This window comes from Campylobacter gastrosuis (assembly GCF_030249845.1).
Taxonomy (GTDB): Bacteria; Campylobacterota; Campylobacteria; order Campylobacterales; family Campylobacteraceae; genus Campylobacter_A; species Campylobacter_A gastrosuis.
Map to the genome: position 1 here is coordinate 47,205 of NZ_JANURM010000005.1, position 23,571 is coordinate 70,775.

Annotated in this window: 25 protein-coding genes; 11 read left to right on the top strand and 14 right to left on the bottom strand. The window is 38.2% G+C overall.

What is annotated here, in order from left to right:
• The first annotated feature begins 29 nt into the window (after positions 1 to 29).
• A complete protein-coding gene (locus tag NYG85_RS05930) occupies positions 30 to 2,219 on the top strand; it encodes an autotransporter domain-containing protein (RefSeq protein ID WP_284937572.1) in 2,190 nt (729 codons plus the stop codon).
• 28 nt (positions 2,220 to 2,247) lie between these two features.
• Here NYG85_RS05930 and NYG85_RS05935 read toward each other — a convergent pair whose 3' ends face one another.
• The 3 genes from NYG85_RS05935 to NYG85_RS05945 are packed head-to-tail and all read right to left on the bottom strand — an operon-like array spanning position 2,248 to position 4,610.
• On the bottom strand, positions 2,248 to 2,877 hold the full coding sequence (locus tag NYG85_RS05935; protein WP_284937573.1) for an NAD-dependent epimerase/dehydratase family protein: 630 nt from the start codon (positions 2,875 to 2,877) through the stop codon (positions 2,248 to 2,250).
• Between the two features lie 2 nt (positions 2,878 to 2,879).
• Positions 2,880 to 3,920, bottom strand: a complete 1,041-nt coding sequence (gene obgE / locus NYG85_RS05940) for a GTPase ObgE (protein ID WP_284937574.1) — start codon at positions 3,918 to 3,920, stop codon at positions 2,880 to 2,882.
• Positions 3,921 to 3,968: 48 nt separating this feature from the next.
• A complete protein-coding gene (locus NYG85_RS05945) occupies positions 3,969 to 4,610 on the bottom strand; it encodes an NYN domain-containing protein (protein WP_284937575.1) in 642 nt (213 codons plus the stop codon).
• A 224-nt stretch (positions 4,611 to 4,834) separates the two neighbouring features.
• On the opposite strand from NYG85_RS05945, the gene NYG85_RS05950 reads away from it, so the two are divergent.
• Positions 4,835 to 5,224: a hypothetical protein gene (locus NYG85_RS05950; protein WP_284937576.1), complete on the top strand. Its 390-nt coding sequence runs from the start codon at positions 4,835 to 4,837 to the stop codon at positions 5,222 to 5,224.
• On the opposite strand, the gene NYG85_RS05955 is transcribed toward NYG85_RS05950, so the two are convergent.
• Positions 5,205 to 5,660 carry a hypothetical protein gene (locus tag NYG85_RS05955; RefSeq protein WP_284937577.1) on the bottom strand — a complete coding sequence of 152 codons (456 nt, stop codon included), beginning with the start codon at positions 5,658 to 5,660 and terminating at the stop codon, positions 5,205 to 5,207. The genes NYG85_RS05950 and NYG85_RS05955 overlap by 20 nt on opposite strands.
• A 191-nt stretch (positions 5,661 to 5,851) precedes the next feature.
• Between NYG85_RS05955 and galE the strand changes: the two genes are divergently transcribed.
• Positions 5,852 to 6,835 (top strand): UDP-glucose 4-epimerase GalE, encoded by a 984-nt coding sequence (gene galE, locus NYG85_RS05960; RefSeq protein ID WP_284937578.1) that lies wholly within the window; start codon positions 5,852 to 5,854, stop codon positions 6,833 to 6,835.
• On the opposite strand, the gene NYG85_RS05965 is transcribed toward galE, so the two are convergent.
• Positions 6,832 to 7,734, bottom strand: a complete 903-nt coding sequence (locus NYG85_RS05965) for a DMT family transporter (RefSeq protein WP_284937579.1) — start codon at positions 7,732 to 7,734, stop codon at positions 6,832 to 6,834. The genes galE and NYG85_RS05965 overlap by 4 nt on opposite strands.
• Positions 7,735 to 7,787: 53 nt before the next feature.
• On the opposite strand from NYG85_RS05965, the gene NYG85_RS05970 reads away from it, so the two are divergent.
• The 8 genes from NYG85_RS05970 (at position 7,788) to gmhA (ending at position 15,130) form a co-directional block, all read left to right on the top strand.
• Complete coding sequence (locus NYG85_RS05970; protein WP_284937580.1) at positions 7,788 to 8,876, top strand: nicotinate phosphoribosyltransferase; 1,089 nt, start codon at positions 7,788 to 7,790, stop codon at positions 8,874 to 8,876.
• Between the two features lie 36 nt (positions 8,877 to 8,912).
• Positions 8,913 to 9,551, top strand: coding sequence for a Crp/Fnr family transcriptional regulator (locus NYG85_RS05975; RefSeq protein ID WP_284937581.1), 639 nt, complete (start codon positions 8,913 to 8,915; stop codon positions 9,549 to 9,551).
• A 131-nt stretch (positions 9,552 to 9,682) separates the two neighbouring features.
• Positions 9,683 to 10,255 carry a cytochrome c3 family protein gene (locus NYG85_RS05980; RefSeq protein WP_284937582.1) on the top strand — a complete coding sequence of 191 codons (573 nt, stop codon included), beginning with the start codon at positions 9,683 to 9,685 and terminating at the stop codon, positions 10,253 to 10,255.
• A 3-nt stretch (positions 10,256 to 10,258) separates the two neighbouring features.
• Positions 10,259 to 11,620: a multiheme c-type cytochrome gene (locus NYG85_RS05985; RefSeq protein ID WP_284937583.1), complete on the top strand. Its 1,362-nt coding sequence runs from the start codon at positions 10,259 to 10,261 to the stop codon at positions 11,618 to 11,620.
• A 71-nt stretch (positions 11,621 to 11,691) separates the two neighbouring features.
• On the top strand, positions 11,692 to 12,198 hold the full coding sequence (gene gmhB / locus NYG85_RS05990) for a D-glycero-beta-D-manno-heptose 1,7-bisphosphate 7-phosphatase (protein WP_284937584.1): 507 nt from the start codon (positions 11,692 to 11,694) through the stop codon (positions 12,196 to 12,198).
• On the top strand, positions 12,195 to 13,175 hold the full coding sequence (gene rfaD / locus NYG85_RS05995; RefSeq protein ID WP_284937585.1) for an ADP-glyceromanno-heptose 6-epimerase: 981 nt from the start codon (positions 12,195 to 12,197) through the stop codon (positions 13,173 to 13,175). The genes gmhB and rfaD overlap by 4 nt, the downstream gene beginning before the upstream one ends.
• Positions 13,168 to 14,580, top strand: a complete 1,413-nt coding sequence (gene rfaE1 / locus NYG85_RS06000) for a D-glycero-beta-D-manno-heptose-7-phosphate kinase (protein WP_284937586.1) — start codon at positions 13,168 to 13,170, stop codon at positions 14,578 to 14,580. Before rfaD ends, rfaE1 begins: the two co-directional genes overlap by 8 nt.
• The gene (gmhA, locus tag NYG85_RS06005) at positions 14,561 to 15,130 is read left to right on the top strand and encodes a D-sedoheptulose 7-phosphate isomerase (RefSeq protein WP_284937587.1); all 570 of its coding nucleotides are present in this window, start codon (positions 14,561 to 14,563) and stop codon (positions 15,128 to 15,130) included. The genes rfaE1 and gmhA overlap by 20 nt, the downstream gene beginning before the upstream one ends.
• Before the next feature lie 12 nt (positions 15,131 to 15,142).
• Here gmhA and NYG85_RS06010 read toward each other — a convergent pair whose 3' ends face one another.
• The 9 genes from NYG85_RS06010 to NYG85_RS06050 are packed head-to-tail and all read right to left on the bottom strand — an operon-like array spanning position 15,143 to position 23,551.
• The gene (locus NYG85_RS06010; protein ID WP_284937588.1) at positions 15,143 to 15,715 is read right to left on the bottom strand and encodes an outer membrane beta-barrel protein; all 573 of its coding nucleotides are present in this window, start codon (positions 15,713 to 15,715) and stop codon (positions 15,143 to 15,145) included.
• 56 nt (positions 15,716 to 15,771) lie between these two features.
• Positions 15,772 to 16,881, bottom strand: a complete 1,110-nt coding sequence (gene pglJ / locus NYG85_RS06015) for an N-acetylgalactosamine-N,N'-diacetylbacillosaminyl-diphospho-undecaprenol 4-alpha-N-acetylgalactosaminyltransferase (RefSeq protein WP_284937589.1) — start codon at positions 16,879 to 16,881, stop codon at positions 15,772 to 15,774.
• Positions 16,881 to 17,915 (bottom strand): glycosyltransferase, encoded by a 1,035-nt coding sequence (locus tag NYG85_RS06020; protein ID WP_284937590.1) that lies wholly within the window; start codon positions 17,913 to 17,915, stop codon positions 16,881 to 16,883. The genes pglJ and NYG85_RS06020 overlap by 1 nt, the downstream gene beginning before the upstream one ends.
• Positions 17,912 to 18,934, bottom strand: coding sequence for a glycosyltransferase (locus tag NYG85_RS06025; protein WP_284937591.1), 1,023 nt, complete (start codon positions 18,932 to 18,934; stop codon positions 17,912 to 17,914). The genes NYG85_RS06020 and NYG85_RS06025 overlap by 4 nt, the downstream gene beginning before the upstream one ends.
• A complete protein-coding gene (locus NYG85_RS06030; protein ID WP_284937592.1) occupies positions 18,931 to 19,851 on the bottom strand; it encodes a glycosyltransferase family 2 protein in 921 nt (306 codons plus the stop codon). Before NYG85_RS06030 ends, NYG85_RS06025 begins: the two co-directional genes overlap by 4 nt.
• Complete coding sequence (locus NYG85_RS06035; RefSeq protein ID WP_284937593.1) at positions 19,848 to 20,030, bottom strand: hypothetical protein; 183 nt, start codon at positions 20,028 to 20,030, stop codon at positions 19,848 to 19,850. Before NYG85_RS06035 ends, NYG85_RS06030 begins: the two co-directional genes overlap by 4 nt.
• Before the next feature lie 12 nt (positions 20,031 to 20,042).
• Positions 20,043 to 20,795 carry a glycosyltransferase family 25 protein gene (locus tag NYG85_RS06040; RefSeq protein ID WP_284937594.1) on the bottom strand — a complete coding sequence of 251 codons (753 nt, stop codon included), beginning with the start codon at positions 20,793 to 20,795 and terminating at the stop codon, positions 20,043 to 20,045.
• A complete protein-coding gene (locus NYG85_RS06045) occupies positions 20,796 to 22,319 on the bottom strand; it encodes an MATE family efflux transporter (protein ID WP_284937595.1) in 1,524 nt (507 codons plus the stop codon). It lies immediately after the preceding gene.
• Entirely contained in the window at positions 22,319 to 23,551 is a 1,233-nt protein-coding gene (locus tag NYG85_RS06050) for a nucleotide sugar dehydrogenase (protein WP_284937596.1), read from the bottom strand. The genes NYG85_RS06045 and NYG85_RS06050 overlap by 1 nt, the downstream gene beginning before the upstream one ends.
• Between the last annotated feature and the right edge of the window lie 20 nt (positions 23,552 to 23,571).

The window sequence follows — 23,571 nt, forward strand, 5'->3', positions numbered from 1 at the left end:
CTTTGAAAAAACAAAAACAAGGAGATATTATGAAAATTTCAAAGTTAGTTTGTGTTGCTATTTTTGGTGCGACACTTAGCATTCAGGGCGTATTTGCAAGTGATTTAGAACAAAAACTACAAGAACTCACACAAAAAGAGCAATCAGCCGCTAATTATTTAAAATCCGTAACAGATGATTTTAATAAAAATTTAACAATTTATAACAACGCTCTTAAAGAAAAAGATAACCTACAAGATAAAGCAAATAAATTAAAAAATGAGTTAAATATTTTAAAACAAGAACTAGATACCACAATAAAAACTAATTTTGAACTGACAAATCAAGCCGAGAAAGAAAAAGTAATTTTACAAAATAAAAAAAATATCCTAGATGAACTACCAACAAAAATAAGCTCATTAAAAGATTTAATAAAACAAGCAGAAACAGAGATACAATCAATAGAAGATAAATTAAATAAAAAGCACGAAGAATTAGAAAAAACAACAGATGAGAGTAAGAAAAATTCACTAAAAAATGATATAGAAACAGAAAAAGAAAAATTAAATAGCAAAACAGACAAAGTTTCAAACGACAAAAAAGAGCTAGATAGAATTCAAAAAGAAAAGAATGATTTAGAACAAGAAATTCCAAACTTAGAAGCGGATATTAAAGATATAGAAAACAAAGCAATCTCATTAATACCAAGAGCACAAAATAAACAAGATCAAGTAGATGAAACCCGCGAAAAACTAGAAAAAGCCTTAGATGATATCTCATTTTTTAGTGCTACAACCGAAACGGACGCAAAACAAGCACTAGATAAGAGCAAAGCTAAAAAACAAGAGGCACAAGCTGAGCTAGACAAGCTAAAAAGCGAGATAGAAAAGTTAAGAAGTGCTGATAATCTAAATAAAAATATCAAAGATAAACAAAACGCCAAAAATGCACTAGAAAAAGCAAAAGAAAACCTAACAAAAGCCACCGATGAAAATGAGAAACAAAAAGCACAAGATGAGATGAATAAGGCAGAAAACGAGCTTAAAAAAGCACAAGAAAATCAAGAAAAAGCGACCAAAAACAGAACAGAACAACTAATTAAAAACGGAGTTATTTCAAGCGGTTTAGAAGCGCAAATTTTAACTTCGCTATTTGGCACAAACAAAGACGAGATAGCAAACGAACTAACCGCTGATGATAACACAATAAAAACAACAATCAAAAACGCCACAACTTCTATTAAAAACACGCAACAAACGCTAAATCAAGGCATAACAACCGAACTAATAAAACTAAACACCGATATGGCGACATCAACAAGACTTGCTAAATTAAGCAACCCTTTTAACAACGATCTAGCCTTAGCTTACGCCTTAAATAACATAAAAGGCGAGTTTTTCGCTGATAGCGCAGATACACTAAATAACTTGGTGCGTGAATACACAAATAGATTTAAATACGACAACAATCTTTGGGCAAATGTAATGGGTGGCAAGGGCGATAATAAAAACGGCACAGACTCAAAACTCTATGGTTTTAGCACAGGCTATGATAAGGCGTTTGATAACACGATAATTGGCGGTTTTGCAACGATTGCAAATAGCCAATTAGAAGCTGATTTTGTAAAAAATAAGGCAAAAAATTATCAATTTGGATTTTATTTAAGAAGCTTTTTAGACAGCAACGAAATTGATACTAAAATTTCATACGGATTTGCTAAAAATAAATTTGAAAGGGTGCAAAAAGAAGCGAACCATAATGCAAAATACAACTCAAATTTCTTTAACGCCTCAATTAGCTATGGTTACGTATTTAACGTATCTAGCGGGACTTTTTTAAAGCCATTTATTGGATTTGAATATGATAAAATCACAAATAAAGCCTTTAATGAAAGTGGCACTTACGCCATAAATTATGAAAAAACAAGTGCTAGTGCGCTTAGTGCAAAGCTTGGCGTTGAGCTTAGAAACTACATATCAGAAGGCAGTTATTTTTATCTAACACCAAATTTAAAACAAGAAATAAGTAAAAAAGTAGATGATTTAAAAGGTGCTTATGTAGGCTCGGCTTACGATTTTACCGTGCTTGCAGATGATAAGAAAAAGACCTTTGTAGGTGGTGAGCTTGGTGCTGATTTTACTATCACAAAAAATCTATCACTAAATGCAAATTTAGGCATAAAAGCAAGAAGTGATGAAAAATATTACAATGCAAGTTTAGGGCTTAAATATAAATTCTAAGCTAATACCCTCTTTTATTAAGAGGGTATTAAATCTCTTGCGGGCGGTAAATTTTTACGCCATTTTCTGCTATTTTTGCTACTTTTATAGTCGCTTTTGCGATATCTTTACCGCTCATTGGGGCGATATTTTTAAACCAGCCTTTTGGTAAAATTTCAAAGAGCAAAATCATAAATTTTTCGCCGTATCTTTTATCCTTTCGCTCTCCATTTATTAGCGGTGGATGGATTATGCTTAGGCTTTTAAAGCCCTGCTCTTTTACGCCTTTTTCGGCTTCGCCCTTTGATTTTAGGTATAAAAATTTTGAGTTTATATTTGCTCCTGGTGCTGAAATAAGCGTGAAATTTTCACAGCCCGAGCATTTTGCCCAAATAGCTAAATTTACTGGATAAATCACATCAACTTTTTTGAAATTCTCCGCGCTTTTTGCCTGTTTTATCGTCGTGCCTAACGCGCAAAAAACGGCGTCAAAACGCTCATTTTCAAGCGATAAAATTTCATCAAAATTTATAACTTTCTCTCTTAATTTTTGATGCTTTGCCCCACTTGCTTTTCGCACCCAAGTTACAACCTCATCGCACTCTTTATCATCTAAAAACTCGCTAACTATCTCACGACCCACAACGCCACTAGCACCGACAACTAAAATTTTTCTCATTTTCACTTTCTCTTTAAAAGTTCAAGCAGACTAAATTTCAGCTCGTTTATATTCTCGCCGCTTAACGATGAGATAGGCAGGACAAAATATGGCTTTGAAGCGTCAAACTCATAAATATCTTGTTTGTATCCAATATCGCCGTTTAAGCCAAGATGAGCGATAAAATCGGCAATCTTTGCCACATCATCACAAGCGTCAATCCTAGTGAGCGCCACAGCATAATCTCGCCCAAAAAGCTCTGGCGAAAATTTCAAAACCTCGCTTCTAAGCGTGTCAAACTGCTCTTTTAAGTCGCGATAATTTGCCAAATCAATCATATAAAGCAAAATTTTTGTCCGCTCAATGTGCTTTAAAAACTTAATCCCAAGCCCTCTGCCGTCGCTTGCGCCCTCAATAATACCCGGAATATCAGCCATAACAAAGCCATTATACTCATCAACCGCAACTTGCCCTAACTTTGGCGTGAGCGTGGTAAATTCGTAGTTTGCAATCTGTGGCTTTGCGTTTGAAACGACCGAGATTAGCGTTGACTTGCCGACATTTGGAAAGCCCACAAGCCCCACGTCAGCGATTAGTTTTAGCTCCAAACGGACGTTTTTAACCTCTTCTGGCAAGCCCTTTTGAGCGTATTCTGGCGCTTGATTTACCGAGTTTTTAAAGTGGATATTGCCAAGTCCGCCCTTGCCACCTTTTAAAAACAGCACCCTTTGCCCCTGCTCTGTTAGGTCGCACAAAAGCTCGTTAGTATCGGCGTCATACACAGCAGTGCCGGGCGGGACGATAAGCTCCAAGCTCTCGCCCTTTTTGCCATTCATCCGTGAGCCTTGTCCTGCTTCGCCGTTTTTTGCGCTCAAAGAGCGTTTGCCTTTGTAGGCGGCTAGCGTGTGAGAGTTGTTATCTACGATAAAATAGACATCTCCGCCATCCCCACCATCTCCACCGTCTGGACCGCCTAAAATCACGTGTTTTTCACGGCGAAAGCTAACTGCCCCAGCGCCGCCGTGCCCTGAACTAACCCTAAAACTCGCGCTATCTATAAACATTTTTTGCCTTTAAATTTTTAGTAGCGATTATACCCAAACTTGCTAAAACTATGCCAAAGCTACCGCAATATCACTCTTTATTAGTGGGTTTAATTTGAAAATTTCAGTATTGCTTTGATAAAGATTTCTCCAAGATGAGTAGCCGTATTCTATGGGACTTATCTTGCCTCCTTTGCTTTTTAAGCTTTTTATGATTTTGGCGTTACAAGCATAACCATCGCTACCCATATTCTCTTTTACCGCTTGAATAATATCTGAAAAATCAGATATTTGACTATCCTGACGAGATAATAAAATAAAATTTGAATATGCATCTTTTATTGATTGCTTAGTCTTTTGTTCGCCAAACCCTAAAACTACTTTATTCATTTTTTTAAGCTTTATAATAAGCGAAGCGAAATCGCAATCACTTGAAATAATACCAACAATATCTATTTGGTTAAATCTCATAGTATCCTCAAGCACATCCAAACAAAGCGAAACATCGCTAGAATTTGGCTTGTGATTAAAAATTTGGATAGCTTCTATATCACTTGCTTGTAAAATTTCATCCCAACCGCAACGCTTAGTAAAATCTTTATACGCTTTTTTAATAACAATCTCATAGCGTTCATTTTGGCAATACCTAACAACATCTGAGAAAAAAGTATGACTTACGTTTTGACAGTCAAAATATAAAGCTATTTTCATATCTATGCCCTTAAATTTACCCTCTCCTTTTCTTTTTACAAAAAGGAGAGGATGTATTATTTTTTAGGCGGATTATTGCCTCTGCCACCGCCACTTGGATTACCAGTAGTGCTTGGACCATTTGGTGGTCTAACGCTTGACTTTGCCATTATTATCACCTCCTTTCAGTAGATTTGGTATAATTGGTTTTTGTAACGAAATTATATAAAAGAGTCAGGCGACAAATGGCGACAAAAAAATATGAACGTGAGTGCAAGAAATTAGCCACAGATATATATAGTGGAGTGTATAAAACAGGGTGTAGTTTAATTCAATTTCTTATCTTATTCGTAGGACATAAAGAAAATAACGACGACGAAAAGGAGTTAGAAAAACGGGCAAAATCCTACGAAAGACAAATGCAAAGAGCAATAAATGGTAATTTAGGCTCCGAAAAAAGTCTGAATAAATTAAGGGAAATATATCAATTCTTACTAGATAATGATGATTATAAAAAACTAAATTTTTACAAACCTCTCCTAGATGATAGCTTCGAGCGACAAATTTTAGGCGATGGGCTATGTGATAATATAGAAAAAAGCTCCGAACGAGCCTTTAATACGAGCATTGATTAATTTCCTTATTCTCTTTTAGACAGTTTTTCAGTTGCTGTATGCAATATTCTTTTTTATAATAACGCCCTTGTTCGCCTACGCATTTTGAGATAAAGGAATATTCTTCTTCTATACTATAACGCTCCAAAAACATCTCATAGCCGCCATAAGCCAATCCGCTAACTAAAATCACGCCAAACCAAAATCCACCGCCACCTTTTGAATCGCCAGCCTGCTCTTTATTAATCGCTTCATCTATAGATGATCTAAATTTATCGCTCTCTTGTATAAATTTTACCAATCTTTCGGCATCGGTTGAACTTATTTTATTATTATCGGCATTTATTTTTAACTCTTTTATGCCGTCATCCATAAGCTGATTGATGTTTTTTAATAAGTTTTTATCTACTAAATTTTCTACAATATTTTTTTGTATTTCGCTTTTGTCTATTCGCATATTTTAGTCTCCATGCTAGTTTAAAATATTATCGCTAATAAGCATAAAAACAGAAAATGTTATGGCAAATTCTCTTTACCAAACAGCTGGATAAACATTTTTTGCCTTTAAATTTTTGCTTGATTATAGCAAATTTTGCTTATTTCATTATTTTTTTGTTAAAATTGCAAAAAAATTACAAGGATTAATCAATGAATATTTTAATCACTGGTGGGGCTGGGTATATCGGTTCGCACGTTTTAAAGGCACTTTTAGAGCTTAAAGAGCATAAAATTAGCGTTATTGATAACCTAAGCAAAGGCAGTTTAAACGCCATAAATGAGCTTAAAAAAATTGCAGATTTTTCGTTTTTTAATCTTAGTTTAGAGGATGATTTGAATGAAATTTTTAAAAACGGCAAATTTGATGCGATTATCCACTTTGCAGCCTTTATTGAGGTCTTTGAAAGCACTCAAAATCCACTAAAATACTATCTAAACAACACCGCAAATGTGGCAAAAATTCTAACCTACTGCCAAAAATATGGCGTAAATCGCTTCATTTTTAGCTCCACGGCTGCCGTTTATGGAGAGCCAGATACTGATGAAGTAAGCGAAAAAAGCCCTACAAATCCGATAAATCCTTACGGACATTCAAAGCTGATGAGTGAGCAAATCATCAAGGATTTTGCCGCTTCTAATTCTAATTTTAGATACGCCATTTTGCGTTATTTTAACGTTGCTGGGGCTAGCATTGATAACACAATCGGTCAAAACTACCCAAACGCCACGCATTTAATAAAAGTAGCAGTCCAGACCGTACTTAAAAAAAGGGAGCAAATGAGCGTTTTTGGCAGGGATTATGCCACAAAAGACGGCACTTGTGTGCGTGACTACATACACGTTTGCGACCTTGCAAATGCCCATATTTCGGCACTAAACTACATAAACAAAAACGAGAGCGAAACCTTTAATGTAGGTTATGGGCGGGGTTTTTCGGTGCTTGAAGTAATTGAGATCACAAAGGCTGTAAGTGGCGTAAATTTCAAGGTTTTAGACGCCCCAAGACGCGATGGCGACCCAGCGATTTTAATAGCAAATTCAAATAAACTAAGAGAGAAAACCGACTGGCAGCCAAAATTTGATGATTTAAGACTGATTGTTAAAACAGCACTTGACTGGGAGCGAAAAATTTAGCCCTTTTTGGCTATTTTTTGCCCCTTTGAGCTTAAAAACACACAACAAATTATCAGCACAAATCCAACAAAATCTAAAAACAAAAACTGCGTTTTTAGCCAAAAATGCGCAAAAATCGTGGCACTAACTGGCTCAATACAAGCCACCAAACTAGCCCTAGCCGCACCTAAAATTTTAACCCCAACCATATAAAAACTAAACGACAAAATCGTCCCAAAAAATATCACAGAAAAAAACGCTAAAAATCCACTAAAATCGCTTAAAAATCCAAACTGCCACACACGCAAATAAAGCCCCAAAACAACGCCACCAAAGAGCATTGCCCAACCTAAAACCAATGCGACCGGATATTTTTTATTAAGCCTTTTTGGCACTAAATTGTAAAAACAAGCCCCAATCGCACTTAAAAACGCAAAAATGAGTGCCTCTTTGCTAACTACAAATTTACCAAAATCGCCGTGCGTGGCTAAAATCACAACGCCAAGAGTGGCTAAAATAAGCGAAATTAGCTCATTTAGCCTAGCAAATCTACGCTCATTAAAGCAAACGATTATCAAAATAATCGCTGGTGCGGTGTATTGAATCACGGTCGCAATCCCTGCATTTGATAGGTAAATCGCATAAAAATATGTATATTGTGTCATCATTAGACCGATTATTGAGTAAATTAAAAGCTCTGGCAAAAGCCTAATATCTTTTATGGGTAAAACCGCTCTTTTAGGGCTTTTAATCAGATAAAAAGCGACTAATAAAGCCCCAGAAACAAGCAATCTATACGGCACTAAAAAGTCGGCATTTACATTTTTTTGTGTAAAAAGATACTGGCCACAAGCACCGCTAAATCCCCATAAAATTCCGCCCAAAAGCGTTAAAATAAGTCCAAAAATTTCACGTTTCATTTTGAGATTTTATATTTTTTTTGCTAAATTTAGCAAAATTTTAAAGGCACAAAATGGAGATAAATTTAAAAGAAAAAGGCATCATAAAACGGCTAACAAACAAAACATTTTGCTTTGATGAACGCCTAAAAAACGGCTTTTTTACCGCTACATATTTTTTAAAAGTGCAAAAAATCATCAAGCAAAATTTAGCAAATCAAAGCGTAACAATGCAGTGGTTTTGCCGAAAAGACGGCGTAATGGTGTGCGGGGTTGATGAGACGGTGGCACTGCTTCACACATTTGCTATTAATCCGCAATCGCTAGAAATTTTCGCCCTAAATGACGGCGATATCGTGAGTGCTTACGAGCCGGTTTTAAAAGTGCGTGGGGCGTATGAAAATTTTGGCTTTTTAGAAAATGTGATTGATGCCGTTTTAGCAAGGCGTTCAAGCGTGGCAACAAACGCTCATAACGCCGTTTTAGCCGCAAATGGCAAGGAGCTTTTTTGTATGGCTGACAGACAAGATGAAATTTTAACACAAATTGCCGATGGCTACGCTTGCTATGTCGCTGGCATAAAAAAAGTCGCAACGGACGCACTTGGAGCGTGGTGGGGCGGACGTGGCTCTGGGACAATGCCTCACGCCCTAATTCAAATGTGTGGTGGCGACGTCGTTAAGGCGTGTGAAATTTATAAAAAAACCTTCAAAGATGAAAAAATCACAGCATTAGTTGATTATAACAACGACGTAATCACGGACGCTTTGCGTGTGGCAAGGGCGTTTGGCAGCGATTTAGCAGCGGTTAGGGTTGATACATCGGCTAATTTAATTGATAAATTTTTTAACGACAAGGACACGAGCGGATTTGACCCAAAAGGTGTCTGCCCGGAGCTTATTTTTGCCCTAAGAAAAGCACTTGATGATAGCGGTTTTAGCTGGGTTAAAATAGTCGTTAGCTCTGGCTTTACGCCCCAAAAAATCGCACTTTTTGAAGCAAAAAACTGCCCTGTTGATACTTATGGCGTCGGTAGCTTTTTGGTTAAAAACGACACGTGCGGATTTACTGGCGATTTGGTTGAGCTAAATGGCAAAGATGAGGCGAAATTTGGGCGAAAAAACGTCCGCTCGGATAGGTTAGAGCTAGTTAGCTTTGTTTAAAAATTTTTTGCTATCATAAGCCAAAAAGGATAAAAAATGGTAGAAAATTTAGCAATGTTTAAAAATTTAGATAAAAAAGAGTTGGAGCGGTTAAACGAGATAAGTATCGTAAAAAAATACAAAAAAGGCGAGTTTTTATTTATGGAGGGCGATGAGCCAAAGTGGCTTCTTTTCTTACTCTCTGGCTCGGTTAGGCTCTATAAAAGCTCAGCAAAGGGCAAAGAGATTTTCTTGCACCAGCTTGTGCCACTAAATTTCATCGCCGAACTTGCAAATTTTGAAAATATCCCCTACCCTGCAACGGCGATTTTTAGCATATCTGGCGAGGTTTTAAAGATTGATTATGCTAAATTTTGCGATGAGTTTTTAACAAATCCAAAAATCTCAATGCAAATCATAAAATCACTCTCACAAAAGCTAAAAATCACGAGCGAAATTTTGCACCAAGAGCTTGTTTTAAGCTCAGAAGCAAGGGTTGCTAAATTTATAGTAGAAAACGAAGATCTCTTTAACGAGCTAAAACACACAAAAATCGCCTCAATCCTAAATATCACACCAGAAACATTTTCAAGAATTCTTAATAAATTTAAAACATCAAATTTAATTGAACTAAGCCCAAGCAACACAATCATCGCAAAAGACGAAATAAATTTACAAGGCATATATGAAAATTGAAAGTAAATATCATATAAATTTCATTGATATAAATCAACTTCGTTTAATTTAAATTTTACTATAATTCACAATTAAAAAATCTATTTTATATTCTAAATCTAAGTTTAATATAAAATTTACGGAGGTGCTAATTGCCAAACACGAAAAAGAAAATTTTTGTATGGTCATCTGTCATAGTTGGCGTCATCATCGGACTTATCGCCTCTATGGGCGTAGCTGATGTGCTTCACGCCACTGGTAGCGGATATACTTGCACGATGTGCCACACGATGGACGCTATGAACGCTGCCTACCACGAAGACACGCACGGCGGTAAAAACAAGCTAGGCATAAAAGCCGAATGCTCAGCCTGTCACCTTGACCACACGAGTGCTTACACATATGTTTTAACAAAAATCAAAGTCTCCATAAATGATGGATATAAGACCTTTTTTACCGATACAGATAAGATTGACTGGCAAAAAAAGCGTGAGCACCGCTCACACTTTGTCTATGATAGTGGCTGTCTGACCTGTCACTCAAATTTAAAGGATGTCATCCAAGCTGGTAAGTCCTTTTTGCCTCACCGAGAGTATTTTATTTTAGGTAATAAAAACAACAAAACCTGTGTTGATTGCCACGAAAATGTCGGGCATAAAAATTTAGGTTTTCACATTGATAAAGCAGAAAAATTAAAAATAGAAAAAACAACTTCAAAGGAGTAAAAAATGTTTAAACAAGTTGCTATACTTTTAGCCTGTCTGATGTCGTTTGTCTTTGCAAATGCCGATACAAACGAATCTGTAAAGCTAAACCTTGTTAAAAATATCAAGGTAAATCACAAGCTTGACCCACTCTCAAAAAGCTGTGTCGAGTGTCACGCCGAGAAAACACCGGGCGTTGTGGCTGACTGGAAACAATCTCGTCACGCACACGCAGGTGTAAGCTGTATGGACTGCCACTCGGTAAATGCTGATAATCCTATGGCATCAGCCAAGGTGCATCCAAAGGACTCAAACAACTACGTTTCAATGCTAGTAAGCCCAAAAACCTGTGCTAAATGCCACCAAAACGAAGTTAAAGAGTTTGAAGAGAGCGGTCACGCAAGAGGTGCTATGCAAATGTATGCAAAGCCGGGTATGGTTAAGCTAATGTATCACTACGAAGGTGCTGATCATCCAGAATACAAAATGACGCCTGATACCACTGGCTGTGCTATGTGTCACGGCACTATCATCAAGCTTGACGCTGATAAAAAGCCGACCCCTGAAACTTGGCCGACATACGGCGTAGGCACGGTCTATCCTGACGGCGGAGTTGGCGGTTGTAAATCTTGCCACACTATGCACAAATTTAGCATAGCAGAGGCTAGAAAACCAGCAGCTTGTGCATCTTGCCACTTAGGGCCAGATCACCCAGATATTGAGATTTTTAACAACTCAAAACACGGACACGTATTTAATTCAGAAGGTCACACTTGGAATTACGACAGTGCTCCAAACACTTGGGATGTGCCTGATTTTAGAGCTCCGACTTGCTCGGCTTGCCATATGAGCGGTGTTGGCGAAGCGGTATCAACTCACAACGTTTCAAGACGCCTAAAATACAACCTTTGGTCGCCACGCTCTAACCTAAGAACTGGCGGCGTTGATAAGGCTGTTGAGGACTACAAAAAAACTGGCAAACTAAATGTCGGCACACCACTAGCTGGACACCCAAGCGGCGACCCTGAAAAGGCACGTGCTGAGATGAAGCTAGTTTGTAAAGTCTGCCACAGCACGACAAGCACGGATAATTTCTTTGTAATGGCTGATAAACACGTTGAGCTTTACAATGTATATTTTGATGAAGCTAAAAAAATGCTTGATGACTTAAAGGCTAAGAATTTACTTCTTGAAGATGAGTGGTCTGACGAATTCCAAGAGATTTACTACCACTTATGGCACCACGAAGGTCGCCGTATGAGACAAGGTGCGTTGATGAATGCCCCTGACTATGCTCACTGGCACGGAGTATTTGAGGTTAAAAACGACATCAGAAAACTTCGCAAAATCTACAAAGAACGCATAGAAACTGGTAAAATCCACTAAAATTCTAGGGCTTTTGCCCTAGAATTCTCACTTTTATTTTCTTTTTCACATAATTTTTATATAATTTTTTTATGAAACAAATCAAAGCACTATTTTTAGATAGAGATGGCGTGATAAACGAGGATTTTGGCTACGTTTATAAGATTAGCGATTTTAAATTTCGCGAGGGCATTTTTACAGCCTTGCGTGAATTTAGCGAACTTGGCTACACTATCATTGTCGTTACAAATCAATCTGGCATTGGGCGAGGCTACTACACGTTAGAGCAGTTTTTAGAATTAAACGAGTTTATGCTAAGCGAATTTAGCAAAAACGGCGTAAAAATTTCAAAAGTCTATTTTTGCCCACACGCACCAGAGGAGGATTGTGAGTGCAGAAAGCCACGTGCTGGTATGATTTTAAACGCACAAAAAGAGCTAAACGTGGATTTAAAAAACTCAATTATGATAGGCGACAAGCAAAGCGACATTGACGCTGCAAACAACGCTAAAATCGGGCTTAGCTTCTTGCTTGACGGGCAAAATTTCAAAAACGTCATTGATGTTTTAGATTGGTTAAAGAGAGGTAAAATTTTATGAAAAAACGCATAGTTATCACTGGCGGTGCTGGTTTTGTTGGCTCGGCACTTGCGCACTATTTTGATGAAAATTTCAAAAAATGCGAGGTCTTAGTCGTTGATAAATTTAGAAACGATGAAACATTTAGCAATGGCAACCTAAAAAGCTTTGGGCATTTTAAAAATCTGCTAGGTTTTAGTGGCGAAATTTTTGAGGGCGACATAAACGAAAAACGCACCCTTAAAAAGATAGAAAACTTCGCTCCTGACGTGATTTTTCACGAAGCAGCGATATCAGATACGACCGTAAAAGAACAAGATGAAGTCATCAGAACAAACGTAAATGCCTTTGTTGATTTGCTTGAAATTTCAAAAAATCTTGGTGCAAAAATGATCTACGCAAGCTCAGGAGCGACCTACGGCAACGCAAAAAGTCCGCAAAAAGTGGGCGAGTGTGAAAACCCGAACAACGTCTATGGATTTTCAAAATTGGCAATGGATAAAATCGCCGCAAAATACGCAAATAACGGCTCTGACGTGGTAGGACTTAGATATTTTAATGTCTATGGCAAGGGCGAGTTTTTCAAAAACAAAACCGCCTCAATGGTGCTTCAATTTGGACTTCAAATTTTAAGTGGCAAAGCCCCACGCCTTTTTGAAAACAGCGATCAAATAAAGCGCGATTTTGTCTATATAAAAGATATAATTAACGCAAATTTTCTAGCCATAAACGCAAAAAGTGGCGTCTATAACGTAGGCACTGGCACGGCAAGAAGCTTTCAAGAGATCGCTGACATTTTACAGCGTGAGCTTGGCACAAACTACGGCAGCGAGTATATCAAAAACCCATTTGTTGGCTCATATCAGTTTCACACAGAAGCCGACATAGCACCGACAAAATCGGCACTTGGCTATGAGAGCAGGTGGAGCTTAGAAGAGGGCATAAGAGATTATGCACCAGAGATAAAAAGAATTTTTAAAGAAGAATTAAATGGATAAAAACGTGAAAATTTTAGTCGTTGGCGATCTGATGCTTGATCATTATGTTTGGGGCAGTTGCGATAGAATTTCGCCAGAAGCCCCAGTGCAAGTCGTTAAGATTAAAAACGAAACCCACAGGCTTGGTGGCGCTGGTAACGTGGTTTGCAACCTAATCTCGCTCGGTGCAAACGTGAGCGTGGCTAGTGTTTTAGGCGATGATGATACTGGCAAAAAGATACGCCAAAATTTAGAAAATTTAGGTGCAAACACCTCGCTTATTTTAAACGAAAACGGCAGAGAAAGCTCACTAAAAAGCCGTGTAATGGCTACTCATCAGCAAGTTGTCAGAATTGATAAAGAAAGCACTGGCAAGATAAAATGTGAGAGTGAGTTTGCACAAAATGTCATTAAAAATTTAAGCGGTTTTAGCGTGGTTTTGCTAAGCGATTACGGCAAAGGCGTGCTTACAAAGGACGTCTGCCAAAGCATAATAAAAGCGTGTAAAGCCCTAAATATAGCGGTTTTAATTGACCCAAAGGGAAGCGACTACTCAAAATACAAGGGTGCAACGCTTCTAACGCCAAATAAAAAAGAGGCAAGCGAAGCAACCGGCATAAAAATTGACAACAAAGAAAATCTTTTAAACGCCATAAAGTGGCTAAAAAACGAGATAGAGCTGGAATTTTCGCTAATTACGCTCTCAGAAGAGGGCATTGCGCTTTTTGAAAACGAGCTAGAAATTTTCCCAGCCGAGGGCAAAGAGGTCTTTGACGTCACGGGTGCTGGCGATACCGTTTTAGCCACGCTTGGCTTTATGTTAGCCACGAAAGCTGACATAAAAGACGCCATAAAAACGGCAAACCTAGCTGCCGCCGTGGTCGTGGCAAAAATCGGCTCGGCAACTGCCACGTTTAGCGAAATTGAGGAGCTTTTAAGAAGCCGTGCAAACGCTGATTTTGAGCATAAGATAAAAACAGCCGAGCAGACGCTTGAAATTTTATCTCGTAGGGGCGAGAAAAAGCTAGTTTTTACAAACGGCTGCTTTGATATTTTGCACGTCGGACACGTCAGATACCTCTCAAAAGCACGTGATTTTGGCGATATTTTAGTCGTTGGCTTAAACTCAGACGCCTCGGTTAAACGGCTAAAAGGCGAGACCAGACCGATAAATTCGCAAACTGACAGAGCCATAATGCTTAGCTCACTTGGCTTTGTTGATTATGTCGTGATTTTTGATGAGGACACACCTCTTGATTTAATCACAAAACTTCGCCCTGACATACTCGTAAAAGGCGCTGACTACGAGGGCAAACACGTGGTCGGCAGCGAGATCGTGCCTGACGTTAGGCTCGTTGAGTTTGTAGAGGGCAAAAGCACAACAAACGTAATAAATAGGATAGAAAATGCAAAATTTAATAGCTAACGAGCTAAACGCTCACATACAAACAGCCCAAAAAATGGGCGAAATTAGGGGCGACCTTCAAAAGGCGTGTGAGATGGTAGTAGATACCCTAAAAAATGGGGGCAAAATTTTAATCTGTGGTAATGGTGGCTCAGCAGCTGACGCCCAGCACTTTGCAGCCGAGCTAACCGGCAGATATAAAACCGAACGACTGGGTTTGCCTGCTATCGCCCTTACCACCGATACATCGGCACTTACAGCTATTGGCAACGACTACGGATACGATTTGGTTTTTTCTCGCCAGACACAAGCCCTTGCAAGAAGTGGCGACCTACTAGTAGCTATCTCAACTAGTGGCAATAGTAAAAATGTCCTAAACGCCATAGAAGTGGCTAAAAAACTAGGCATAAAAACACTAGGGCTTTCAGGCAAAGGTGGCGGAGCGATGAGTGAGATGTGTGAGTTAAATTTAGTAATGCCCACAAACGATACACCACGCATTCAGGAGATGCATATCTTTTGCATACATACGATTTGTCAGGCTGTTGATGAAGCGTTTTTGGTGCGATAGTCGCACCAAATTTTAAAATTTATACGTATATCCAGCAAAAAATCCGTGATTTGTCTCTTTTAAATTTGTATCATATTTTTTGCTATATTTTGTGTAGTCAGCTTTGTAGCCAAAATCAATGGCATTATTTTCATCAAGTTCGTAAATTCCACCAAATTTAGCACCAGCGACAACGCCGTTAAAATTTACCTTGCCACTATCTTCACTGCTTTTAATATCAGCTTTTAGTCTTGAAATACCAGCATAAACACCAGCTAAAAGCTTAAAATTCTCACTCACATTTGGCGTGTAGTCGCCACCAAGAATAAAACTGTGCTTAGTCCATTTAAGCCTTACTTTATTGCCTTCGCCGTCTGCGTAGCTTTTTTTAGTCTTAAAATCATAGCCATAAGCCCCATAAGTCCTAACCAAGCCAAAGTCATAACCAGCCATTAAGTTAAGCCCAGTTTGAGCCTTGCCGACTTTATCGCTATCTATTTTTAAATTTGATTTAAACGAATAATCGCCCTCAAACCCTACAAAAGCACTCTCTGAAAACGCCGAGCTAACAAGCAAAGACGCAACCAAACTAACAACTTTTTTCATAATACCCCTTTAAATAGAAATAAAATGGTATTATACCCCCCCCCATTAAAGTAAGCTTAATTTTCTAGAAATTTTATCAATGTATCAGCCACATTTACGCTATCAAATTTTAGCGCTCTTTTGTAGGCTTTTGCTTCGTAGCTCTTACGCAAATTCTCATCATCTAGCACATTTTTCATCGCTTCTAGCATCGCATTTTCATCATCTACGCCTACTAAAATTCCCCACTCATCATCACCCAAAAGCTCCCTTGCACCGCTTTTGTGATCGGTTGAGATTATCGTTTTTTCACACGCTAACGCTTCAATAAGCACATTTGAAAATCCCTCAAAACGCGACGCACAGAGCAAGCACTCGCTGTTTTTTATAAATTTAAACGGATTTTTTTGCGCACCAAAGAGCCTTACGCGATCACTCACGCCAAGCTCATTTATGAGATTTTCTAGCTCGTTTTGCAAAGGTCCTTTGCCTAAAATCGCTAGCGTTGCGTTTGGGATTTTTGCTACCGCTTTTATTAACATCGCTTGATTTTTACCGCTATCAAGCCGTCCGATATTTATAAAAAACGGCACAAAATCGCTATTAAAAGGCTCATTTTTCATCTCATTTATGGCGTTTAAATTTAGTGCATTTGGCAAAACGGCGACCTTGTGCTTACTAATGCCAAAATTTAGCACCAAATCATCAGCGTTGCCCTTTGCGTTTGCTAAAATAAGATCCGCTTTTGGGTATAAAAATTTCACAAAAAATCTGTTAAATAGCCCACTTATGCCGTGTTTATAAATTACAGAGGGGCAACTTCGCTCACTTATTACCATTTTGCCACTTAGCCCCAAAATTCGCGCTATCAAAGCGATATAACAAGGTCTATTCATCAGCACAAAATGAGTGTTAATGTCTAAATTTTCGCACAATTTTTTATATTTTAAAGCCAAATTTGGCAAGGCAAAGGCAAGACGAAATAGCTTTTTAACACCGCTCTCATAAGGGTCTGAGTTTTCTAAAAAATGCACTTTTACCTCTGGCGGGATTTCATAGGCGATCACATTGCTTAAAAGCACCAAATGCACCTCATATTTTTTGCTTAAAAACGGCAATAAATTTGAGATAACTCGCTCAGCACCGCCCGGACCCATTGAGTATAAAAATACGGCTAGTTTTTTCATCAAATGCCCTTTACTACGCTATTTACAAGCTCTTGCCACTTTAAGAAAATTTTATCCACGCTAAAATCTGCCGCGCTCTTTTTTGCGTTTAGACCAAGCGTTTGCATTAATTTTTCATCATTTAAAAGCGTGGCTAAATGTGCACCCAGCTCATCATCGTTTTCGCACTCAAAAACAAGGGCGTCCTTGCCGTTAATAACGAGCTCTCTTGCCCCTGCTGTGTCGCTACAAACCCTAGCACAGCCAAAATTTGCAGCCTCAATTAGCACGTTTGCAAAACCTTCGCTACGTGAGCTAAGCACAAAAATTTTTGCTCTTTCATAAAGGGACACCAAATCTGTTTGATGACCTAAAAAATTAATATCTAAGCCCAAGTCAAGCGCTAGTTTTTCTAAATTTGCTCTTTCTCTGCCATCTCCTGCAATGGCGATTTCATAGCCATTTATTAGCGTTTTAATCTTGCTTAACGCCCTAAAAAATATGTCATAACCCTTTACAAACTCTAACCTTCCCACACTTAAAATGAGATTTTGCTTTTTTTGGCTCTCATCTGGCTTTAAAAATAGCGGATTGTGTAAAATCACGCAGTTTTTTACAAATTTATAATACTCTAAATCGGCTCTATTTAGCACACTTAATGCACTAACTCTGCGGTAGGCAAGATCTCTAATCGCCCTAAATTTGGGGCTTTTTAGGTAGTCGTGCGCGTGGTGCTCGGTGGCAATTAGTTTGTAATTTAAGCCAAAATTTGCCACCACGCAAAGGACATTTGTCCAGTCAATAAAGCTAATAATTACTCCCGGATTTATGCTTTTAAAGGCGTTTCTTAGGGCTAAAATTTTGCCGATTTTGCCGTTTTTTGCGTTTAAGTTGTGAAAAATTACGCTTTTATTAAACTCATAAAAGCCCAAATTTTCATTTTCTAAAAGCAGGATATGAACTTCATTTTTCTTACTAAACTCATTTGCCACAAGACTTAAAACCCGCTCAGCACCGCCATTTCTAAGGGCAGCGATGACAAAAAGCATCTTCATTTTATCAAAGCCTCCCATTGTTTTGCTATCTTTTCTAGCTCAAACTCGCCAAGCCTTAGCCTTGCATTTTTACAAATCCGAACTCTTTTTTGCTCGTTTTTAAGAAGCTCACTAAGTGCTAAAACTCCGCTTTTTTCATCATCAATTAAAATGCCGTCAAATTCGTTTGTAATTAGCTCACAAGCACCGCTTGTTTTGGTTGAAATTCTAGCGCAATCATAGCCTATGGCTTCAATTAGCGTGTTGCCAAGCCCTTCAAAAATTGAGGTTGAGATGATGATTTTTGCACTCTCATAAAGTTTATCAATCTCTTTAACATTGCCTAAAAACTTCACGTTTTTTGCCATTTTTTCTAGGTTTTTTCGCTCCACTCCGTCCCCAGCTACGATAAATTCACACTCATCATTAAAATGTGAAGCGATTTTTACAAACATTTGGCAGTTTTTTAGGGGGATTAAGCGACCTACAAAGATTACTAAATTTTGCTTTTTAGGCTCATTTTGTGGTGGTTTGCTAAAATTTGGATTATAAATCACGCTAACGTTTTTTACAAATTTATCGTAGTGGTTTTTATCAGCTTTTGTAAGCACGGTTAGGGCGTGAGCGTGTGGGTAGAGTGCCTTTTTTAGGGGCTTTACCCACCAAGACTTTGGCGCGTTAAAGCTTGTATGTTCGCTAATAATTATCTTTGTTTTTAGCCCAAAAGCACTAAATAAAACCAAAAAATTCGTGCTATCTAAAAATGAGATGACAGCGTCAAAATCGCCGTTTTTAATCAAATTTCTAATGGCAAAAATTTTAAAAAATCGCTTTTTAAGATTGCCTAAAAGCCCTAAATTTTGCGTAGTTAGGTTTAAATTTATAAGATTTACACCGCTATTTATCTCATAAAATGGCTCGTTTTTATCAAATTTGGCTAGGCTAATGCTGTGAGTTTTACAAAGCTCATTTGCCAAAAGCGCGCAAACTCGCTCAGCGCCGCCACTTTTTAGGGTTGAGATGATAAGTAAAATTTTCATATCTTAAACTTTTGTTTGATTTTAACTCTAATGCGTGAGAGCGTCGGTAAAAACGCACTTGGCAAAGGGCTAAGCAGTAAAAAAATAAACGCTTCTTTGCTAAATTTTATGCTTAGACTTTTAAAAATACAGCGATACATAAGCGCGTAGCATCCAGCGATTTTGGCGTAATAGGCTGCGTTTTTATACTGCATAGCTAGGAATTTTCTTTCGTGTTTTATGGCGATCTCGTAGCATAAATTTGCGGTTTTAATGTAGGCGTGAGCGACCTTTTTAGCGTGTTTTACGGCGTTTTTTGTAGCACTATCGGCGCGGTTTATGCGGTAAATGTAAAGTGGCGTTTTGTGATAAAAAACGGGACTTTCAAAAAAGCGTATGTAAAGCTCATTTTCGCCGCCAAAACTAGCCTCATCAAACCTAAAATCATCTATAAATTCACGCGAAAATAGCTTAAAATACTCGCCAGTTATCCTGCCAGAGTGGTAATCAATTTTACTCATCTCACAGCTCATTTTATAGGGATTTTTGCCTGAAATTTTACCGCTTATTACGCCATTTTCTTCGCAGATACAATCGGCAAATACGCACTTATAGCCCATTTTTATAAATTTCACACACTCTGAAATTGCGTTTAAATAAAGCTCATCATCATCATCAAGCAAACAAACATACTCCCCACTAGCGTGCGTAAATGCGTTGTTTTTGTTGCCATTTGGGCTTTGTGCGTGTGTTTTGTTTGTGATGACTTTTAGCCTTTTATCCGTTATGGATTTTAAATACTCGCTCGTGCCGTCCGTGCTGTTATCATCGCTAACGATAATTTCTAAATTTTTATAGTCTTGATTTAGAGCTGAATTTAGGGATTTTTTAAGCAACTCAATTCGGTTAAATGTTGTTATTAAAATACTAATTTTCATTTTTTCTGCGTTGTCTCGCTTTGATATGCTTTGTTGGCTTTTTGCTTTTCGCTACGGCTTAAAACGCTAATTTGTAGCGTTTTAAATCTGCCTTCGCTCACGTATAACGCATACGCTCGGTCGCAAAATTTTAAATCCGCCTCGCCTATCTTTGCGATACGTCCGCAGTATCCTTTCATAATTTTAAATTCCTACTTTTTAAAAATTCTTTCGTATCCAAAAAACACAGCTTCAAACCTTGAAAAAAATAGAAATTTCAAAGTCGCCAAATACTCTTTAAAGCCTATTTTATAAAGTGCTGTCCTATCAAGTCTTTCGCCTTCTAAATTTGAAGTGCTTAAATCGGTTGGGTGGGCAAAAATATCGGCAAAATACATTTTTAAGTTATCTTTGCTTAAAAGATAGCTCCATAAATCAGCCGTGCAAGGTGCGTTCTCTTGCGTTTTTAAAAGAGCTCTCGCACTTTGTTTTGTCACAATATAGCAAGCAGCTCTGTAAATTGAGCCAAATGAGTGCTTTGAAACCAAAAACAGCTCATCTTTTATGCGTTTGCCAAATGCACTAAACCTGCCGTCAAGTCCGTCTTGTCCGCCAAGGATTAAAATGGCATCTTTTGGCATTAATTTAGCATACTCGTCTGCCTTTTTAATGCCAAAATCATCGCCAATTACGTCATCTTCAAAGATTAAGCCAAACTCATCGCCACTTTTTAAAAACTCCTCATAGGCTTTTTTGTGAGATAACGCACAGCCAATCTCAGCCGGACTTAACAGCCTTTTATAGCTCATAAAGGATTTTAGAGCGATTTTGTAATACTCATTTGGGCTAAAATCTCTTGCATCAACGGCGTTAATGATTTTAAAACTATCATAGCTTTTAAAGCGATTTTTTAGGGCCTCTCGCCTTAATTCATCTTTTTGTAGCGATATTAAATAAACTTGCATTTAATGCCTTTTTAGTTTTGATTTTATGAAATTTATAACCACAAATTGCTCTGATTTACAAAACAGCAAAACAAGTGATAAAAAATAGCCAAAAATGGCAAAAAGTAGTGAGTAAAGCACAAACTCGCTCCAAATTTTTATATCTATTTGCGCGTAATTTTTAGCACAAAGCATAACGCCTAAAATCACGCCAAAAACGAAGATAGAACGCAAAATCGGCGGATAAAATGTGCTTAGTTTTAGGTTTAAATTTAAAGCGGCGTTTATTGGGTCAAAGATAAAAATTCTAAGCGAATAAAGCAAAGCGCCAACAATGACAATGCCGTAAATTCCGTAGCCAGTAAATTTTAAAATGGCAATTTGAGATAAAATCGTGCTAACGCCTAAAATCGTATTTGCCACCGCTGGACGCATTAGTTTGTTTGTGGCTGTGTCAATGTTAAAAAGTGGAAAAACGAAGCTAATTAGCAAAATTGGCACTAGCGTAATCATTGAAATTTCATAAATTAGCGCTATTTCGCTTTGGTCTTTAAAGCTAAGCCAAAGTGTGTAAAACTCGCGTCCAAACACGATAAAAACGCAAATTGGAGCGATGATTAAAAACGCCGTTAAACGCACCGAAAAAATCGCCTCTTTTACCAGTAAAGCCGTGTCGTTTTTTGAAAAAATCTCTATAAATTTTGGCGCGAAAATCCCGCTAATTTGTGCCACAAAGCTCTCAGCCACGATTGGTGTCGCCTTGCTAACGGCTAAAATCCCGGTCATATTTGCTCCTAAATAGACGTTTGCGATAAAAAGGTCCATACCGGTTAAAAGTATGCGGTTTAGGGCGTTAAAGCTGGTAAAAATGCCCGATTTTAAAAGCGTTTTTATGGCGTTAAAGCTAAAACTGCTAACGCTAAATTTTAGCTCTGGCGTGATTTTTTTAGCCACCGCTAAGGTGCTAAATAGCACAAAAATTGAAGCGATGAGTGCTGAGATAGCGATATATGCGATAAGTGGGCGAAATGATAAAAAGAGTAAAAATATAAGCAGGGCTAGGATTAGGCTTGAAATGGCGTTTCTGATTGAGAGTAAAAAAAGCTTGTTTTTTAAAAAAATCGCTACGCTAAAAATTGCGTTAAAAAGTCCAACGCAAAAATTTAAAAAATAGAACAAAAAAGTAAGCCTAACGTCGTCTTTTAAATGCTCTGGCACATCTAAGAAAAGCTCTAAATTTAGGATAAAAACCGAGCTTAAAATTAGCACCAAAAGGGTAAAAAAAACGTTTGAAGCGACGACTGATGAGTAGTAGCAGTTTGCCGTTTTCACATCGCCCCTGTGCCACTCGTAAGCGACAAAGCGACCTGCCATTGAGTTTATGGCTAGTGTGATGACGGCTGCGTAGCTTACAATTGCGTTTGTAAGCCCCACAAAGCCGTAAGCTTCGTTGCCAAGGCTCTTTAAGATAAATGGCGTGAGGATAAAATTTATCCCCATTGACACCACAAAAACGATGATTTGACTTACTAAATTTAGTGCCATTAAAGCTTTGCGTCTGCTTTTGGATAGATATTTTTTATATCATAAACGAGCAAATCGCCTAAATCTAGGGTTTTAAACTCATTGTGAGCGACCGCTAAAAGGGCACAGTCGTAGTCTTTTAGCACGTAATTTTGCACCAAATCAAAGCCGTATTCGTGTCTTACCTCATCGCTACTAGCCCAAGGGTCGCTTACATCAACCTTGCAACCAAAATCTTTAAGCTCGTTTATGACGTCTATAACGCGTGAGTTGCGGATATCTGGGCAGTTTTCTTTAAACGTGACGCCAAGCACTAAAACACGCGCTTTGTTAATTAAAATTCCACGTTTTATCATTAGTTTTATAACCTGACTTGCTACGTATTTGCCCATATTATCGTTGATTCTACGACCTGCTAGAATGATTTCTGGGTGGTATCCTAGCTCTTGTGCCTTGTGTGTTAGGTAGTATGGATCAACGCCAATGCAGTGTCCGCCCACAAGCCCCGGGCGAAAATTTAAGAAATTCCACTTTGTCGCTGCCGCTGCTAAAACCTCGCTCGTGTCAATGCCAAGACGCTCAAAAATCATCGCAAGTTCGTTCATAAATGCGATATTTATATCTCTTTGCGTGTTTTCAATGACCTTTGCGGCCTCGGCGACCTTGATAGAACTAGCCTTATACGTCCCTGCTGTGATTATGGAGCTGTAAATTTCATCTACTTTATCGGCGATTTTTGGTGTTGAGCCACTTGTGATTTTGCGTATTTTTGTAACGGTGTGCTCTTTATCGCCCGGATTTATCCGCTCTGGCGAGTATCCGCAGTAAAAATCAGTGTTAAATTTCAGCCCACTTTGCTCTAAAATCGGCACACAAATCTCCTCTGTCACGCCCGGATAAACCGTGCTTTCATAAACCACGATATCGCCCTTTTTTAGCACCTTTGCGACACTTTGACTAGCTTTTATAACCGGCGTTAAGTCTGGGCGATTGTTTTTATCAATCGGCGTTGGCACGGTTACAATGTAAAAATTGCAGTCCTTAATGTCGTCTAAATTTAGGCTAAATTTTATACCGTTTTGCAAAGCTGTTTGCATTTGCGTCTTATCAAGCTCTAATGTGCGGTCAAATCCGCCAATAAGCTCATCTATCCTTGCTTTGTTTATGTCAAAGCCCACTACTTCGTATTTTGCGCTAAATGCGGCTGCTAGAGGTAAGCCAACGTAACCCAACCCGATAATACCAATTTTCATTTCTAAATCCTTTTCTGGCT

Bases quoted from the DNA above. Each gene is read 5' to 3' on its own strand.
- NYG85_RS05930 (WP_284937572.1), top strand. From the start codon at position 30: ATGAAAATTTCAAAGTTAGTTTGTGTTGCTATTTTTGGTGCGACACTT.
- NYG85_RS05935 (WP_284937573.1), bottom strand. From the start codon at position 2,877: ATGAGAAAAATTTTAGTTGTCGGTGCTAGTGGCGTTGTGGGTCGTGAG.
- obgE (WP_284937574.1), bottom strand. From the start codon at position 3,920: ATGTTTATAGATAGCGCGAGTTTTAGGGTTAGTTCAGGGCACGGCGGC.
- NYG85_RS05945 (WP_284937575.1), bottom strand. From the start codon at position 4,610: ATGAAAATAGCTTTATATTTTGACTGTCAAAACGTAAGTCATACTTTT.
- NYG85_RS05950 (WP_284937576.1), top strand. From the start codon at position 4,835: ATGGCGACAAAAAAATATGAACGTGAGTGCAAGAAATTAGCCACAGAT.
- NYG85_RS05955 (WP_284937577.1), bottom strand. From the start codon at position 5,660: ATGCGAATAGACAAAAGCGAAATACAAAAAAATATTGTAGAAAATTTA.
- galE (WP_284937578.1), top strand. From the start codon at position 5,852: ATGAATATTTTAATCACTGGTGGGGCTGGGTATATCGGTTCGCACGTT.
- NYG85_RS05965 (WP_284937579.1), bottom strand. From the start codon at position 7,734: ATGAAACGTGAAATTTTTGGACTTATTTTAACGCTTTTGGGCGGAATT.
- NYG85_RS05970 (WP_284937580.1), top strand. From the start codon at position 7,788: ATGGAGATAAATTTAAAAGAAAAAGGCATCATAAAACGGCTAACAAAC.
- NYG85_RS05975 (WP_284937581.1), top strand. From the start codon at position 8,913: ATGGTAGAAAATTTAGCAATGTTTAAAAATTTAGATAAAAAAGAGTTG.
- NYG85_RS05985 (WP_284937583.1), top strand. From the start codon at position 10,259: ATGTTTAAACAAGTTGCTATACTTTTAGCCTGTCTGATGTCGTTTGTC.
- gmhB (WP_284937584.1), top strand. From the start codon at position 11,692: ATGAAACAAATCAAAGCACTATTTTTAGATAGAGATGGCGTGATAAAC.
- rfaD (WP_284937585.1), top strand. From the start codon at position 12,195: ATGAAAAAACGCATAGTTATCACTGGCGGTGCTGGTTTTGTTGGCTCG.
- rfaE1 (WP_284937586.1), top strand. From the start codon at position 13,168: ATGGATAAAAACGTGAAAATTTTAGTCGTTGGCGATCTGATGCTTGAT.
- gmhA (WP_284937587.1), top strand. From the start codon at position 14,561: ATGCAAAATTTAATAGCTAACGAGCTAAACGCTCACATACAAACAGCC.
- NYG85_RS06010 (WP_284937588.1), bottom strand. From the start codon at position 15,715: ATGAAAAAAGTTGTTAGTTTGGTTGCGTCTTTGCTTGTTAGCTCGGCG.
- pglJ (WP_284937589.1), bottom strand. From the start codon at position 16,881: ATGAAAAAACTAGCCGTATTTTTATACTCAATGGGTCCGGGCGGTGCT.
- NYG85_RS06020 (WP_284937590.1), bottom strand. From the start codon at position 17,915: ATGAAGATGCTTTTTGTCATCGCTGCCCTTAGAAATGGCGGTGCTGAG.
- NYG85_RS06025 (WP_284937591.1), bottom strand. From the start codon at position 18,934: ATGAAAATTTTACTTATCATCTCAACCCTAAAAAGTGGCGGCGCTGAG.
- NYG85_RS06030 (WP_284937592.1), bottom strand. From the start codon at position 19,851: ATGAAAATTAGTATTTTAATAACAACATTTAACCGAATTGAGTTGCTT.
- NYG85_RS06035 (WP_284937593.1), bottom strand. From the start codon at position 20,030: ATGAAAGGATACTGCGGACGTATCGCAAAGATAGGCGAGGCGGATTTA.
- NYG85_RS06040 (WP_284937594.1), bottom strand. From the start codon at position 20,795: ATGCAAGTTTATTTAATATCGCTACAAAAAGATGAATTAAGGCGAGAG.
- NYG85_RS06045 (WP_284937595.1), bottom strand. From the start codon at position 22,319: ATGGCACTAAATTTAGTAAGTCAAATCATCGTTTTTGTGGTGTCAATG.
- NYG85_RS06050 (WP_284937596.1), bottom strand. From the start codon at position 23,551: ATGAAAATTGGTATTATCGGGTTGGGTTACGTTGGCTTACCTCTAGCA.